This window comes from Streptomyces sp. NPDC001219 (assembly GCF_053597915.1).
Genome location: NZ_JBSFJF010000016.1, coordinates 80571 through 94957, shown reverse-complemented (window position 1 = coordinate 94957; position 14387 = coordinate 80571). Strand labels below are relative to the sequence as shown.

Annotated in this window: 13 protein-coding genes; 3 read left to right on the top strand and 10 right to left on the bottom strand. The window is 72.3% G+C overall.

Features of this window, described 5'->3' with window-relative positions:
• Positions 1–4: 4 nt before the first annotated feature.
• The 8 genes from ACWC9R_RS13280 to ACWC9R_RS13245 form a co-directional block, all read right to left on the bottom strand.
• Positions 5–1207, bottom strand: a complete 1203-nt coding sequence (locus ACWC9R_RS13280; protein WP_450731226.1) for a phosphoglycerate kinase — start codon at positions 1205–1207, stop codon at positions 5–7.
• Positions 1208–1320: 113 nt separating this feature from the next.
• A complete protein-coding gene (gene gap / locus ACWC9R_RS13275) occupies positions 1321–2325 on the bottom strand; it encodes a type I glyceraldehyde-3-phosphate dehydrogenase (RefSeq protein ID WP_450731224.1) in 1005 nt (334 codons plus the stop codon).
• Positions 2326–2638: 313 nt separating this feature from the next.
• Positions 2639–3628, bottom strand: a complete 990-nt coding sequence (gene whiA / locus ACWC9R_RS13270) for a DNA-binding protein WhiA (RefSeq protein ID WP_018091880.1) — start codon at positions 3626–3628, stop codon at positions 2639–2641.
• The gene (locus ACWC9R_RS13265) at positions 3619–4680 is read right to left on the bottom strand and encodes a gluconeogenesis factor YvcK family protein (protein WP_450731223.1); all 1062 of its coding nucleotides are present in this window, start codon (positions 4678–4680) and stop codon (positions 3619–3621) included. Before ACWC9R_RS13265 ends, whiA begins: the two co-directional genes overlap by 10 nt.
• Positions 4677–5621, bottom strand: coding sequence for an RNase adapter RapZ (rapZ, locus tag ACWC9R_RS13260; RefSeq protein ID WP_450731221.1), 945 nt, complete (start codon positions 5619–5621; stop codon positions 4677–4679). Before rapZ ends, ACWC9R_RS13265 begins: the two co-directional genes overlap by 4 nt.
• Positions 5618–7711 (bottom strand): excinuclease ABC subunit UvrC, encoded by a 2094-nt coding sequence (gene uvrC / locus ACWC9R_RS13255; protein WP_450731219.1) that lies wholly within the window; start codon positions 7709–7711, stop codon positions 5618–5620. Before uvrC ends, rapZ begins: the two co-directional genes overlap by 4 nt.
• A 518-nt stretch (positions 7712–8229) precedes the next feature.
• Positions 8230–9105, bottom strand: coding sequence for a hypothetical protein (locus tag ACWC9R_RS13250; protein WP_450731218.1), 876 nt, complete (start codon positions 9103–9105; stop codon positions 8230–8232).
• 4 nt (positions 9106–9109) lie between these two features.
• Positions 9110–9751 (bottom strand): papain-like cysteine protease family protein, encoded by a 642-nt coding sequence (locus ACWC9R_RS13245; RefSeq protein ID WP_450731216.1) that lies wholly within the window; start codon positions 9749–9751, stop codon positions 9110–9112.
• Between the two features lie 240 nt (positions 9752–9991).
• On the opposite strand from ACWC9R_RS13245, the gene ACWC9R_RS13240 reads away from it, so the two are divergent.
• Positions 9992–10930, top strand: a complete 939-nt coding sequence (locus ACWC9R_RS13240) for a hypothetical protein (protein ID WP_450731214.1) — start codon at positions 9992–9994, stop codon at positions 10928–10930.
• A 27-nt stretch (positions 10931–10957) separates the two neighbouring features.
• Here ACWC9R_RS13240 and ACWC9R_RS13235 read toward each other — a convergent pair whose 3' ends face one another.
• Together ACWC9R_RS13235 and ACWC9R_RS13230 are read right to left on the bottom strand one after the other, a co-directional pair.
• Complete coding sequence (locus ACWC9R_RS13235; protein WP_450731212.1) at positions 10958–11371, bottom strand: Rieske (2Fe-2S) protein; 414 nt, start codon at positions 11369–11371, stop codon at positions 10958–10960.
• Positions 11372–11530: 159 nt separating this feature from the next.
• A complete protein-coding gene (locus tag ACWC9R_RS13230) occupies positions 11531–12079 on the bottom strand; it encodes a hypothetical protein (RefSeq protein ID WP_450731287.1) in 549 nt (182 codons plus the stop codon).
• 212 nt (positions 12080–12291) lie between these two features.
• On the opposite strand from ACWC9R_RS13230, the gene ACWC9R_RS13225 reads away from it, so the two are divergent.
• Together ACWC9R_RS13225 and ACWC9R_RS13220 are read left to right on the top strand one after the other, a co-directional pair.
• Positions 12292–13350, top strand: a complete 1059-nt coding sequence (locus ACWC9R_RS13225) for a LacI family DNA-binding transcriptional regulator (protein WP_450731210.1) — start codon at positions 12292–12294, stop codon at positions 13348–13350.
• The gene (locus ACWC9R_RS13220) at positions 13347–14357 is read left to right on the top strand and encodes a carbohydrate kinase family protein (protein WP_450731208.1); all 1011 of its coding nucleotides are present in this window, start codon (positions 13347–13349) and stop codon (positions 14355–14357) included. Before ACWC9R_RS13225 ends, ACWC9R_RS13220 begins: the two co-directional genes overlap by 4 nt.
• Positions 14358–14387 lie beyond the last annotated feature (30 nt).

Here is a 14387-nt window from a genome sequence, read left to right as displayed (position 1 = left end):
TTGTTCAGTCCTCCAGAGCGGCGAGGCCGGGGAGCGTCTTGCCTTCGAGGTATTCGAGGCTGGCGCCACCGCCGGTCGAGATGTGGCCGAATGCGTTCTCGTCGAATCCCAGCAGACGCACGGCGGCTGCCGAGTCACCGCCCCCCACGACGGTGAAGGCGGGCGAGTCCAGCAGCCCCTGGGCGACGGCCCGGGTGCCGCCGGCGTAGTCGGGGTGCTCGAAGACGCCCATCGGACCGTTCCAGAAGACGGTGCCCGCGTCGGCGAGCTTCGCGGCGTAGAGCTCGCGGGTCTTCGGGCCGATGTCCAGGCCCTCCTCGTCGGCGGGGATGGCGTCCGAGGAGACCACCGCGGGGTTCGCGGGGGCCTTCGTCTTGAGGTCCGGGAACTCGGCCGACACCAGCACGTCGACGGGGAGCACGAACTCCACACCGCGCTTCTCGGCCCGCGCCAGGTACTCCAGGCAGGCCGGGACCTGGTCCTCCTGGAGCAGTGAGATGCCGACCTCGTGGCCCTTGGCCTTGAGGAAGGTGTACGCCATCCCGCCGCCGACCAGGATGCGGTCGGCCTTCTCGATCAGCTGGTCGATGACGGCCAGCTTGTCGGAGACCTTGGCGCCGCCCAGCGCGACCACGTAGGGGCGCCTGACGTCCTCGGTGAGCTTCTTCAGGACGCCGACCTCGGTGGCGATCAGGTCGCCGGCGGCGTGCGGAAGGCGCTTGGGGAGGTCGTACACGGAGGCGTGCTTGCGGTGCACGGCGCCGAAGCCGTCACCCACGTACAGGTCCGCGAGGCCGGCGAGCTGCTCGGCGAAGGCGCCGCGCTCGGCGTCGTCCTTGCTGGTCTCGCCCGCGTTGAAGCGGAGGTTCTCCAGCACGGCCACCCGGCCGTCGGCCAGGCCCGCGACCACGGACCGGGCGGACTCGCCGACCGTGTCCGTCGCGAACGCCACGTCCTGCCCGAGGATTTCACCCAGCCGCGTGGCCGCCGGGGCCAGCGAGAAGGCCGGGTCGGGGGCGCCCTTGGGGCGGCCCAGGTGCGAGGCGACGATCACCTTGGCGCCGCGCTCGACGAGCTTGGCGATCGTCGGGGCGACGGCACGGATACGGCCGTCGTCGGTGATGGTGGTGCCGTCCAGCGGCACGTTCAGGTCTGCGCGGACAAAGACGCGCTGCCCGGCGACCTGAAGGTCGTCGATCGTCTTCATGAGGAGTGACTCCGTGTTTGCGTAGCTCGGCCATGGAACGGGGCCCGTACGACGCTTCTTCGCGTCCTACGAGCCCCGTCCTCACATCTCGGTGCCTCGGTGTCAACCAGCGATCAGAGCTGTCCGCCGACGAAGGTGGTCAGGTCCACCAGACGGTTGGAGTAGCCCCACTCGTTGTCGTACCAGCCGACGACCTTGACCTGCTTGCCCTGGGACATGGTCAGGGAGGAGTCGAAGGTACACGAGGCCGGGAAGTTCACGATGTCCGAGGAGACGATCGGGTCCTCGGTGTACTCCAGGACGCCCTTGAGCTGGCCCTCGGCGGCCTTCTGGAAGGCGGCGTTGATCTCGTCCTTGCTGACCTCGCGGTCGAGCTCCAGGACCAGGTCGGTGACCGAGCCGGTGGGGACCGGGACACGCATGGCGATGCCGTCCAGCTTGCCCTTGAGCTGCGGGAGGACCAGGGCGGTGGCCTTGGCGGCACCGGTCGAGGTCGGGATGATGTTCTCCGCGGCGGCGCGGGCGCGGCGCAGGTCGCTGTGCGGGAAGTCCAGGATGCGCTGGTCGTTGGTGTACGCGTGGACCGTGGTCATCAGGCCCTTGACGATGCCGAAGTTCTCGTCGAGAACCTTCGCCATCGGCGCCACACAGTTGGTGGTGCAGGAGGCGTTGGAGATGACGTGGTGCTTGGCGGCGTCGTACTTGTCGTTGTTGACGCCCATCACGATCGTGATGTCCTCGTCCTTGGCGGGCGCGGAGATCAGGACCTTCTTGGCGCCGGCGGCGATGTGCTTCTCCGCGTCGGCCTTCTTCGTGAAGATGCCGGTCGACTCGATGACGATGTCGGCGCCCAGCTCGCCCCAGGGGAGGTTCGCGGGGTCGCGCTCGGCCATCGTCTTGAAGGTCTGGTTGCCGACCGTGATGGTGTCGTCGGTGTGGCTGACGTCCTGCTTCAGGCGACCCAGGATGGTGTCGTACTTCAGCAGGTGAACCAGGGTGGCGTTGTCGGTCAGGTCGTTGACACCGACGATCTCGATGTCCGCACCCTGCTCCAGGAGCGCGCGGAAGTAGTTGCGACCAATGCGGCCGAATCCGTTGATGCCTACGCGGATCGTCACGAACCGATCTCCTCGTTAGGTGCGCCGATGGGGTACCGGCGAGCTGTATGGGCTGTCCCCGACCGCCTCCGACCCTACCCCCAATAAGAGACGTACGTGACATTGACAAACGGGCCTTCGACCCCTCAAACGAGCACTTACAGAAGGGCTCTCGGGCCCTCAAACGAGCGAGCCCAGAAGCGCTTCCGGCCCCTCAAACGAGCGGTGTGAACAGCCCTCGTGCGCGCCCGCCCGCGCCTCCCCCGACGGCACCGTTTCGGGAGTGACGCCGGGGGCGCGAGGGGATGCCCGGCGGGGTGCGAGGCACCGGTCGTCAGCCGACCATGCCCTCGGCGAGTTCCTCGGTGAGGTTGGACTCGGTGCCGGGGATGCCGAGGTCCTGGGCACGCTTGTCGGCCATCGCCAGCAGACGGCGAATCCGGCCGGCCACCGCGTCCTTGGTCAGCGGCGGGTCGGCGAGAGCGCCCAGCTCCTCCAGCGAGGCCTGCTTGTGCTCCATGCGCAGCCGGCCGGCCGCCGCGAGGTGCTCGGGGACCTCCTCGCCCAGGATCTCCAGGGCCCGCTGGACCCGGGCGCCCGCGGCGACCGCGGCGCGCGCCGAGCGGCGGAGGTTGGCGTCGTCGAAGTTGGCCAGGCGGTTGGCGGTGGCGCGGACCTCGCGGCGCATCCGCCGCTCCTCCCACGCGAGTACCGACTCATGGGCGCCGAGCCGGGTCAGCAGCGCACCGATCGCGTCACCGTCCCGGACGACCACGCGGTCCACGCCGCGCACCTCACGGGCCTTGGCGCCGATGCCGAGCCGGCGGGCGGCGCCGACCAGTGCGAGCGCCGCCTCGGGCCCCGGGCAGGTGACCTCCAGGGACGAGGAGCGGCCCGGCTCGGTCAGCGAGCCGTGCGCCAGGAAGGCGCCGCGCCAGGCCGCCTCGGCGTCGCAGGTCGCGCCGGAGACCACCTGTGGAGGGAGCCCGCGGATGGGGCGGCCGCGGCCGTCCACCAGGCCGGTCTGGCGCGCCAGCTGATCGCCGCCGGCCACGACACGGACGACGTAGCGGCTGCCGCGCCGCAGGCCGCCGGGGGCCATCACCACCAGGTCGGAGCTGTGCCCGAAGATCTCCAGGATGTCCTTGCGCAGCCGGCGGGCGGCGATGCCCGTGTCCAGCTCCGCCTCGATCACGATGCGCCCGCTGACCAGGTGCAGACCGCCCGCGAACCGCAGGATCGACGAGACCTCCGACTTCCGGCAGCAGGTCCGGGTGACGGGGAGCCGGGAGATTTCATCCTTCACCGCTGCCGTCATCGCCATGGGCCGATCCTTCCATGCATCCGAAAAATACGGTCGTACGCGGCTGCCAGCAGCTCCGGGTCGTGCCGGTCGGGGGCTCCCCCGGCGCACGGCCGGGCGTCGTCTCCTTGTGCGGCGACCGCCGCCAGCTCGACCTCGCTGCCGACCAGCTGCTTGGCGGCAACCGTCAGACCATCGATGTCGGGCACGGCGGCCTTGTCGGCCAGCACCACGTCGAAGGCGAGTTTAGGGGCGTGTCGGGCCAAAACCTCCAAATGACGCTGCGGGGAGAAGCCATCGGTTTCGCCCGGTTGGGGCGCAAGGTTGAGCGAAAGGACCTTCCGGGCCTTGGTCTCCTCCAGCGCCTCGCGCAGCTCCGGCACCAGCAGATGCGGGATCACGGAGGAGAACCAGGAGCCGGGGCCGAGAACCACCCAGTCGGCGTCCCGTACGGCGGCGACCGCCTCGGGGACGGCCGGCGGGTCCTCGGGGACCACATGGACGGACTGGACCTCGCCGCGGGTGAGCGCGACGGTGGCCTGGCCGCGGACCGTGGAGACCTCGGCCGGGCGCGCCGGATCATGGCCCCTGACCTGTGCCTGGAGCTCCAGTGGCACCGCCGACATGGGCAGCACGCGGCCGTGCGCGCCCAGCAGCTTGCCGACCAGGTCGAGCGCCTGGACATGGTCGCCGAGCTGCTCCCACAGGGCGACGATCAGCAGATTGCCGACCGCGTGGTCGTGCAGCTCGCCCTCGCTCTGGAAGCGGTGCTGGATCACCCGGGACCAGGTCTGGCCCCAGTCGTCGTCGCCGCACAGCGCGGCCAGCGCCTTGCGCAGGTCACCGGGCGGCAGTACGCCCAGCTCGTCGCGGAGGCGGCCGCTGGAGCCGCCGTCGTCGGCGACCGTGACGACGGCGGTCAGATCACCGGTGATACGGCGCAGCGCGGTCAGCGAGGCGGACAGGCCCATGCCGCCGCCCAGTGCCACCACCTTGGGCGTGGCGCCCTTCGTCATACGGCCGCTGGGAACGAACCGGCGGACCCGGCGCAGCCGTGGTGTACGCCCGGTCACTCGCGCCCCATGTCCCGGTGGACGACGACCGTTTCCACCCCTTCGTCCACCAGGCGGCGGGCGAGCTTCTCGGACATCGCGACGCTGCGGTGCTTGCCGCCCGTACAGCCCACGGCGATGGTCACATAGCGCTTGCCCTCACGGCGGTAGCCCTCGGCGACGATCCGCAGCAGCTCGGCGTAGCCGTCCAGGAACTCCTTGGAGCCGGGCTGGCTGAAGACGTAGCCGGAGACCTCGTCGTTGAGCCCGGTGAAGGGGCGCAGCTCGGGGACCCAGTGCGGGTTGGGGATGAAGCGGCAGTCGATGACCATGTCGGCGTCGACCGGGAGGCCGTACTTGAAGCCGAAGGACATGACCGTGGCGCGCAGCTCGGGGACCTCCTCGCCGGCGAACTGGGCGTCCATCTTGGCGCGCAGCTCGTGGACGTTGAGGCTGGAGGTGTCGATGACCAGGTCGGCGTCGCCGCGGAGTTCGCGCAGCAGGTCACGTTCGGCGGCGATGCCGTCGACGATCCGGCCGTCGCCCTGGAGGGGGTGCGGGCGGCGCACCGATTCGAAGCGGCGCACCAGGGCCTCGTCGGAGGACTCCAGGAAGACGATGCGGCGCTTGACGTTCTGCGCGTCGAGGGTGGCCAGCGACTCCTTGAGGTTGGCGAAGAAGCGGCGGCCGCGGACGTCGACGACGACCGCGATCCGGGCGACGTTGCCCTGCGAGCGGGCGCCCAGCTCGACCATCGGCGCGATCAGCTCGGGCGGGATGTTGTCGACCACGAACCAGCCGAGGTCCTCCAGGCACTTCGCGGCCGTGCTGCGGCCGGCGCCGGACATCCCGGAGATGATCACCAACTCGGGGATCGCGGCGCTCTCGCCCTGGTCGGTCGTGCCCGTACTCACCTGTGCACCGTCTCTCTCGGTTTCCTGCGCTTCGTGCGGTGTGCTCATCGGTCCTGCCCCCGTTCTGCTGACAACGCGGCCGGTGGGACCCCGTCATCCTCAATGATCTCTCCTGTGGCGGTGTTCACCGCGGGGGCGGGCGCCGCCGCTCCCGCCAGCGCCGCGGCGACCGTCTCCGCGGTCTTGCGGCCGACGCCCGGGACCTCGCAGATCTCCTCGATCGTCGCGGCCCGCAGCTTCTTCAGCGAGCCGAAGTGCTTGAGCAGTGCCTGGCGGCGGGTGTCGCCCAGCCCGGCGACGGCGTCCAGCGGCGAGGACTTCAGCCGCTTGCCGCGCTTGCTGCGCTGGTAGGTGATCGCGAAGCGGTGTGCCTCGTCCCGGACGCGCTGGAGGAGGTAGAGCCCCTCGCTGCTGCGGGGCAGCACCACCGGGTCGTCGTCCTCGGGCAGCCAGACCTCTTCGAGGCGCTTGGCCAGGCCGCAGACCGCGACATCGTCGATGCCCAGCTCGTCCAGGGCCCGGCGGGCGGCCGCGACCTGCGGGGCGCCGCCGTCGACGACCACGAGCTGGGGCGGGTAGGCGAAGCGCTTGGGGCGGCCGTCCTCGTCGGTCGGACGGCCGGCCATGGGGTCCGGCTCCAGGTCGTCCGCGAGCGCCGGGCCGGTGGCGGCGGCCGTGGCGCCGTTGTCGTCGACGCGGGCGTCCCCGGCCGGCTCCTCGGTCCACTCGCCGGCCTTCTGCTTCTCCTGGAGGTAGCGCTTGAAGCGGCGGCCGATGACCTCGTGCATGGACCGGACATCGTCCTGGCCCTCGAAGCTCTTGATCTGGAAGCGGCGGTATTCGCTCTTCCGGGCGAGACCGTCCTCGAAGACCACCATCGAGGCGACGACGTCCTCGCCCTGCAGGTGGGAGATGTCGAAGCACTCGATGCGCAGCGGCACCGCGTCCAGGCCGAGCGCCTCGGCGATCTCCTCCAGGGCGCGGGAGCGGGTGGTCAGGTCGGAGGCGCGCTTGGTCTTGTGCAGCCCCAGGGCCTGCTGGGCGTTGCGGGCGACCGTGGCCATCAGGTCCTTCTTGTCGCCGCGCTGCGGGATGCGCAGCGAGACCTGGGAGCCGCGGCGCCCTGACAGCCACTGGGCGATCGGCTCGACGGGCTCGGGGAGCGCCGGGACCAGCACCTCCTTGGGGACGGCGTCGCCCCGCTCCTCCCCGTACAGCTGCTGGAGGGCGTGCTCGACGAGGTCGCCGGTGGTGACGGCCTCGACCTTGTCGGTGACCCAGCCTCGCTGTCCGCGCACCCGGCCGCCGCGGACGTGGAAGATCTGGACGGCGGCTTCCAGCTCGTCCTCGGCGACGGCGATCAGATCGGCGTCGGTGGCGTCGGCGAGGACGACGGCGCTCTTCTCCATGGCCCGCTTGAGCGCCCCTATGTCGTCCCGCAGCCGGGCGGCGCGCTCGTACTCCATCTCCTCCGCCGCTTCCTGCATCCGGCTCTCCAGGCGGCGGATGTAGGCGCCGGTGCGGCCGGCCATGAAGTCACAGAACTCCTCGGCGAGTTCACGGTGTTCCCCGGCGGAGATCCGGCCGACGCAGGGGGCCGAGCACTTGCCGATGTAGCCGAGCAGACAGGGGCGGCCGATCTGGGCGGAGCGCTTGAAGACCCCGGCGGAGCACGTCCGTACGGGGAAGACACGGAGCATCAGGTCGACGGTCTCGCGGATCGCCCAGGCGTGGCCGTACGGACCGAAGTAGCGCACGCCCTTCTTCTTGGCGCCGCGCATGACCTGGACGCGCGGGAACTCCTCGTTGAGGGTCACCGCGAGATACGGATAGCTCTTGTCGTCGCGGTACTTGACGTTGAACCGGGGGTCGAACTCCTTGATCCAGGTGTATTCGAGCTGGAGCGCCTCGACCTCGGTGGTGACGACGGTCCACTCCACGGAGGCGGCGGTGGTGACCATCGTGCGGGTACGCGGATGGAGTCCGGCCAGGTCCTGGAAGTAGTTGGCCAGGCGCTGGCGCAGGCTCTTGGCCTTGCCGACGTAGATGACCCGGCCGTGTTCGTCGCGGAACTTATAGACCCCCGGCGAGTCGGGGATCTGTCCCGGCTTGGGTCGATAGCTGCTGGGGTCTGCCATGCACACCACCCTACTGACCGCCACTGACAATCACGGTCGCCGGACTGTGCTCGTCACCGGGCGGGAGGGGGCGGGTGGCGGGCGGAGCGAGGGCGGGGTGATGGCGGAGCGAGGGCGGGGGCAAGGGGGTGGGGCGGGCTGGTGGGGAGGGGTGGTTCGCGGGGCGGCTCTGCTCCCCCCCCACCCCCGAACCCACCCCCCGCCCCCTCCCCCGAAGGGGGAGAGGGGGAGGGGGCGGGGGAAGCCCTGCTCGCCGCCCGTGTGCCCGCACGGGCTGCGGCAGAACGGGCGGCAGACCCGCGCTGCCGATGCCGGTGCCGATACCGAGGGCGAGGCCACCGGGCGAGGCTGCCCCGTATGCCCACCCGAGCGCCCGCACGGACGGCAGCACGGGGACACCCGCACGGGCGCCGCCGCACAGGTGCCATCACACCGGCGCCGTCACACAGCCGCCATCGCGCGGACGCCGCCGCACAAGCCCCCGCGAAGAGCAGCCGACGGGCAGGCGCCCGCCCCCGTCAGCCGATGCGTCGTCGGCGCAAGGCCGCCGCGGTGGACAGGCCCAGGGCCAGCAGGGCGGCGGCGCCCGCCACGGTGGTGGCCGCGGTCACCGGCAGGCTGTCGTCCGTGAACGCGCCTGCCGTGACGGGCTGCTGGGTCCGGACCGGCTCGGCCTGCGGCTCCCCGGCGGCCTCCGGCCCGTAGCCGCCGGCCTCGCCGCGCCGGTCGTACGCGGAGCCCAGCAGCTTGTCCCCGTAGGCCTTCGCCACCCGCTTCCGGTAGGCGGCGACGGTGGTGCCGTGCACCCCGACGGCCTTGCGGGCGTCGGGGTCCAGCGGCTCGATCCGGTCGCCGCGCTGGACGTACCAGGCGTCGGTCTGCGGCTCCCGGAAGACCGTGCCGCCCCGCGCGGCCCCGGCCGCGGTGTAGCGGGTCTCGTCGTCGCCGTCGGCGATGTTGACGACCTTCCAGGCGGTGCCCCGCCGCACGGTCCACACGGAGGCCGTGCGGCCGTCGGCGGCGACGGCCTTGCTGGCGAGGAACTCCAGGCGGGCCACGGGAGCCGTGCTTCTGCCGCGCACGAAGTCCGGTGACAGGACGTAGACGGGGACGGTGCCGCCCTCGATGCGCGGGGCCCGGTGCGCGGCGCCGGGGGTCATGGCCTGTGTACCGGCGCGCCTGCGGTCGGCGGCGAAGAAGCGGGCGAGGGTGTCCCGCGTCGCGGGGGCGGTGGCCGCCTCGCGGGCGGCGGCGACGCTCGCGCGGGCCGGGGCCGGTGGCGCGGGGACGGGTGCGGCCAGTGCGGCATGCGGGGCCAGGCCGGTGAGGGTGGTCGCGAACGCTCCTGCGGCGACGGCGCGAAGGGTGGTGCGGACGGCGGTGCGCTTCGTCATGGCCTCAGGCTCCTATCCGGTACAGGGAGTGCGTCCAGGAGAAGGTGCTTCCGTTCGCGTAGTAGTCGAAATCGCCCCAGTTGTAGCGGGAGTTGGTCGCCCAGGGATCACCCCAGTAAATCCAGTTTCGATCTGTGTCATAGCCATAAACCACGTGCATATGGCCGCCGCCGGAGGACCACTGGATACGGGTCTCGACGGGCCGGCCGGCGTCGATCTCGCTCCGTACGGTGTCGTTGCGGAGCCGGCCGGACACATAGGAGCCGGAGTTGATGCCCATCCAGTTGAGGGCGGTCTGCACATTGCCGAGGGTGGCCTGGTCGTTGGGACAGGTGGTGCCCTGCTGACGGTTGAAGGCGGCGTTGCAGAACTGGTTCTGGCTGTAGTTCCTGCCGTACCAGGTCGCGATGGTGTTGCCGGAGGCGGCCCAGCACCAGTTGGTGTTCTCCTGGGCCTGCATGGAGAGGTTGAGGCGGTTGGCGGCGAGGCGGGGCGCGGCGGCCGCGACAGCGGTGTGCGCCGGGGGCGTGCGGGGCGCGGCCGAGGCGACGGTCGCGCCGGTGAGCAGGGTGAGTGCGGCGGCGGCGAGCGCCGCGGCCGGCAGTCCTCTGCGGCGGGAACGGCGTGCGTGGGGTGCACGGGTCATGGCGTTCCTCCCTGACATGGGGGGTGAGGGGTGAGAGGAGCGCATCCGGATGCTGTTGAGGAGCATCAAGTGTTGTCGCAGGCAGGTCAACACGCTTCAATGCGGAAGCACATGGGGGTGTGGACGGACGGGCCCGGATGTGAACGGCCGGTGCCCGGCGTACTGCAGTGAACAGACAGGCAGCGTGTGCAGCGCGCGATCCGGTTGTGAACGTTCACCCGCGCGCGGAGGAATGAGGCAATGGCACAGAACTCTCCGCAGTCGGCCGAGCTGGCCCAGCTGCTGCAGACCGGCCCGTTCCATCTCGCGCTGCGCTCCGCGCTCACCGTGCGCGGGCTCGCCCTCACCCGCGTCCAGCACAAGCTCGCCGAGCGCGGCATCACCATCGGCGTGACCAGCCTGAGCTACTGGCAGCAGGGGGCCCGGCGGCCGCAGCGCCCCGAGTCGCTGCGCGCGGTGCGGGCCCTGGAGGAGGTCCTGGACCTGCCCGCGCGCTCGCTGCACCGGCTGCTCGTGCCCGAGGGCACCGCCCGCCCGGAGACCGAGCGGCCGCCAGCCCGCTCGTACCGCTCCCTGGTGGCGCCCTCCGCCGCGCTGCAGCAGCTGTTCGCCGAGCTGGAGACGCCCGTGGACGGCGGGCTGCACACCGTGGGCCATCACGAACGGGTCGCCATCGGGGCGGGACGTCAGCTCCTCGCCCGTGAATCGCTCCAGGTGGTCCGGGCCCACCGGGACGGCGTGGACCGCTATGTCGCCATCCACCGGGGCGAGTCGGGCTGTGAGACGTCCCGGGTGCGGGTGCGGGCCGCGGAGAACTGCCGGCTGGGCCGGGTCCGCGGGCACGCCGAGACCGGGGTGGTGGTCGCCGAGCTGCTCTTCGACGCCCGGCTGCGGGCCGGTGACACCCATGTCTTCGGCTATGTCTTCGAGGACGGCAGCGGTGGTCCGAGCACCGAGTACCTGCGCGGTTTCAGCTTCTCCGGCGGGCAGTACGTCCTTCAGGTGCGCTTCGACGAGGCGGCGTTGCCGGTGCGCTGCCGCCGCTTCGCCCAGACCTCCGCGGGCGCACCGCGCAGCGGTCAGCGGGAGCTGACGCTCGGCGGGCCGCACCGCGCCGTGCACCTCGTGGAGCAGGGGGTACGACCCGGAATACTGGGCATCGCCTGGGACTGGGGGTGAGTCCGCCGGTGCGGACGGCCCGGCGCCTCAGCCCGCGATCAGCTTGCCGTTCCTGGCCTTGACCGGGACCTCGGGCAGCGGTTCGGTCGCCGGGCCCTGGATGACCTCGCCGGTGGTGACGTCGAAGCGGCTGCCGTGGCAGGGGCAGCTGCCCTCCTTCTTCTCGACGTCGGACAGGATGCAGCCGGCGTGGGTGCACTTGGCGCTGAAGCACTTGTAGGTGCCCTTGGCGGGCTGCGACACCACGAGCCGGTCCTCCCGGTAGAGCCTGGCGCCGCCGACCGGTACCTCGGCGGCGGCCCCGAGGTCGACCGGCTCGTCGGGCGCCGCCGAGGCGTTCGCGCCCGAGTCCCCCGGTGAGCAGGCCGCCAGTCCGAAGCCGGCGGCCCCGGCGAGCGCGGCCCCCCGCAGCACGGTTCGGCGGTCGGGGGACTGGCTCATGGCTGCTCCAGGGGTCAGGGGGCGAGGGCGTCGGCGGCGGACGGCTCCCGACGATACCGGCACAGATCGTTCCGCTTCCGCCCGGGCCGGACGCCCGGCTCCCCTCCCGTCAGCCGGCTCCTGAGGCACGGCCGCGACGGAGGCCGCCGAGCCGACGGGTCACCGGCTTCCGGCCCCCGTCAGCCAGCCGGCCGCCGCCTCCACCTCGCGCGCGATGTCGCCGACGAAACGCCCGTCCGTCGCCACCCGCACCGCGTCCGCAGGGGCCCGCTCGTCCAGCATCCGCGCCTTACGGGCGCTGCTCCGCAGCTCGTGCGCCAGCTCCGAGCCGAGTTCCCGGCCGGTGAGCCGCTCGCGGGTGGTGGTGTCGGACGCGGTGAGCAGCACCCGGACGAGCCTGACGTCCCGCCCCATGGCGCGCCGGAACATCCCCTCGTTGTCCGTCAGCACGCTGACGGTGTTCGTGTAGATCAGACGGCGGTAGCCGAGTTCGGCGTAGTTCGACCAGAGCGCCGTGAGGTTGCGCTCGGCGATCTTCTTGCGGTGGGGGTCGCCCTCCGGCGCGGGGTGGGCCTGCCCCATGAAGTCGCCTTCGATGACGCAGTGCGGAACCGTCGCGGCGCGCAGCAGCGCGGAGATCTCCCAGCCCACCGTCGTCTTGCCGACCCCGGCGCGTCCCCCGATGAGCAGGACCTCCGCCTGATCCATGGCACCTGGATGTTCCATGGCCGCACCCTGCCACCGGGGACGCCGGCCGGGCGAACGCTTTACGCGCTCCGTGAGGAGAGGGAGGCAGCGCGTAAACGCTTGCGTAAGCGTTTACGTATACGGCCGGAGGCTCGTAGTGTGGTCGCGTTCGCGGGACGGCCCTGGAGGGCGGGGCACCACCGTGGTGCCGCACACGCGGGAGGAAGAGCCTGATGACGACGATGGTGGATGTGGCGCGGCGGGCGGGGGTCTCGGTCGCCACGGTCTCGCATGTGCTGAACGGGACCCGGCCGGTGCGCCCCGGCACCCGCGCCGCGGTGCTCGGCGCCATCGACGAACTCGGCTACACCCACAACACCCTGGCCCGCTCGCTGGTCACCTCCCGTACCCGCTCGATCGGCCTGGCGGTCTCCGCGATCAGCAACCCGTACTTCACCGAGATCCTCCAGGGCGTCGAGGCCGGTGCCCTGGCGGCCGGCTACAGCCTGCTGATCGCCGATCCGCACGACGACCCGCGGCATGAGCGCACGGTCGTCCAGCTGCTGCACGAGCGGCGGGTGGACGGGGTGATCGTCGCGCCGTCCGCGGAGCCCGGGGAGATGGTGGAGTACCTGACCCGGCGCGAGGTGCCGGCCGTCTTCCTGGACCGGCTGGTCGGCGACGAGCACGACCAGGTGTGTGCCGAGAACACCGGGCCGGTACGTCAACTCGTCGAGCATCTGGCCGACTTGGGGCACACCCGGATCGGCCTGGTGGCGGGGCTGCCCGGGCTGAGCACCACGACCGAGCGGGTCGAGGGCTACCGCGCGGGGCTGCGCGCCCGCGGTCTGCCGTACGTGCCCGGACTCCTCACCGGCGGCAGCTCCGAGGCGGCGGGCGCCCAGGACGCCACCCGGCAGCTGCTCGCCGCGGCCGAACCGCCCACCGCGATCGTCACCGCGAACAACGCGATGACCATCGGCGCACTGCGGGCGCTGCGCGAGCTGGGCCGGGAGGTGCCCCGCGACACCGCGCTGGCCTGCTTCGACGACTTCTCGTGGGCGGACCTGTTCACGCCCCGGCTGACCGCTATCGCCCAGCCCAGCAAGGACCTCGGGGCGGCGGCGGTCCGGCTGCTGCTGGAGCGCCTGGAGGACCCGGGGCGGCCCCCGCGCACCCTCCGTCTCCCCTGCACCTTTGTGCACCGCACGTCGTGCGGCTGCGCCGAACCCGCCCCGGCCATGCGCCCGGCCGCACCCCAGGCCGCCCAGGAAAGGAACCGCACCCCGTGATCGTCGTCGCCGGCGAGGCGCTGATCGACCTCGTCCCCAGCCCGCAGAGCCCTCTCCCGCCCGCCTCCGACCGGGAGGGCGTGCCCGCCCCGGACGGCTCGTTGCCTGCGTTGCTGCCGCGGCGCGGCGGCGGCCCGTACAACACCGCGGTCGCGCTGGGGCGGCTGGGCTCCCCCGCCGCGTTCTGCTCCCGGATCTCGACCGACGCCTTCGGCGAGGCGCTGCTGGACGGACTGCGCGGCAGCGGTGTGGACACCGCGCTGGTGCAGCGCGGCGGTGAGCCGACCACCCTTGCCGTGGCGGACATCAGCCCGGACGGGTCGGCGGGCTACGGCTTCTACGCCGACGGCACCGCCGACCGGCTCTTCGCCCTGCCGCCCGCGCTGCCCGCCGCGGCCCGCGCGCTCTCCCTGGGCACCTGTTCGCTCGTCCTGGAGCCGGGGGCGAGCGCGTATGAGTCGCTGCTGCGCCGTGAGGCCCGGCGTGGCGTCTTCACGGCGCTCGACCCCAACATCCGGCCCGGTCTGATCCCCGACGCGGACGCCTACCGGGCTCGCTTCCGCTCCTGGCTCCCCGATGTCGCGCTGCTGAAGCTCTCCGAGGAGGACGCGCTGTGGCTGTCCGGGGCCGGGGAGGGGCCGGGCGGTGCCGTGGGCGGGGGCCGGGACGCGGTCCTCGCGGCGGCGAAGGAGTGGCTGGCGGCGGGGCCCGCGGCGATCGTCCTCACCCATGGCGGGGACGGTCTGACGGTGCTGACAGCGGGCGGCGGGGAGCTGACGGTGCCCGGGGAACGGATCACCGTGGTCGACACGATCGGTGCCGGCGACACGGTCAACGCCGCGCTGCTGCACCGTCTGGACACCCACGACGCCCTCTCGCGCACCGCCCTCGCCGCCCTCGGCGCCGGGGACTGGCACGACATCCTGCGCTTCGCCGCCCGCGCGGCCGCCGTCACCTGCTCACGGGCGGGCGCGGAGCCGCCGTTCGCGGCGGAGCTGGTGGCGTAGGCGGAGGGCGCGCCGCGCCGCCCCTCACCA

Coding starts and splice junctions, on each gene's coding strand:
- whiA (WP_018091880.1), bottom strand. CDS start 3,628: ATGGCGATGACGGCAGCGGTGAAGGATGAAATCTCCCGGCTCCCCGTC.
- uvrC (WP_450731219.1), bottom strand. CDS start 7,711: ATGGCAGACCCCAGCAGCTATCGACCCAAGCCGGGACAGATCCCCGAC.
- rapZ (WP_450731221.1), bottom strand. CDS start 5,621: ATGAGCACACCGCACGAAGCGCAGGAAACCGAGAGAGACGGTGCACAG.
- ACWC9R_RS13245 (WP_450731216.1), bottom strand. CDS start 9,751: ATGACCCGTGCACCCCACGCACGCCGTTCCCGCCGCAGAGGACTGCCG.
- ACWC9R_RS13230 (WP_450731287.1), bottom strand. CDS start 12,079: ATGGATCAGGCGGAGGTCCTGCTCATCGGGGGACGCGCCGGGGTCGGC.
- ACWC9R_RS13280 (WP_450731226.1), bottom strand. CDS start 1,207: ATGAAGACGATCGACGACCTTCAGGTCGCCGGGCAGCGCGTCTTTGTC.
- ACWC9R_RS13240 (WP_450731214.1), top strand. CDS start 9,992: ATGGCACAGAACTCTCCGCAGTCGGCCGAGCTGGCCCAGCTGCTGCAG.
- ACWC9R_RS13225 (WP_450731210.1), top strand. CDS start 12,292: ATGACGACGATGGTGGATGTGGCGCGGCGGGCGGGGGTCTCGGTCGCC.
- ACWC9R_RS13250 (WP_450731218.1), bottom strand. CDS start 9,105: ATGACGAAGCGCACCGCCGTCCGCACCACCCTTCGCGCCGTCGCCGCA.
- ACWC9R_RS13235 (WP_450731212.1), bottom strand. CDS start 11,371: ATGAGCCAGTCCCCCGACCGCCGAACCGTGCTGCGGGGGGCCGCGCTC.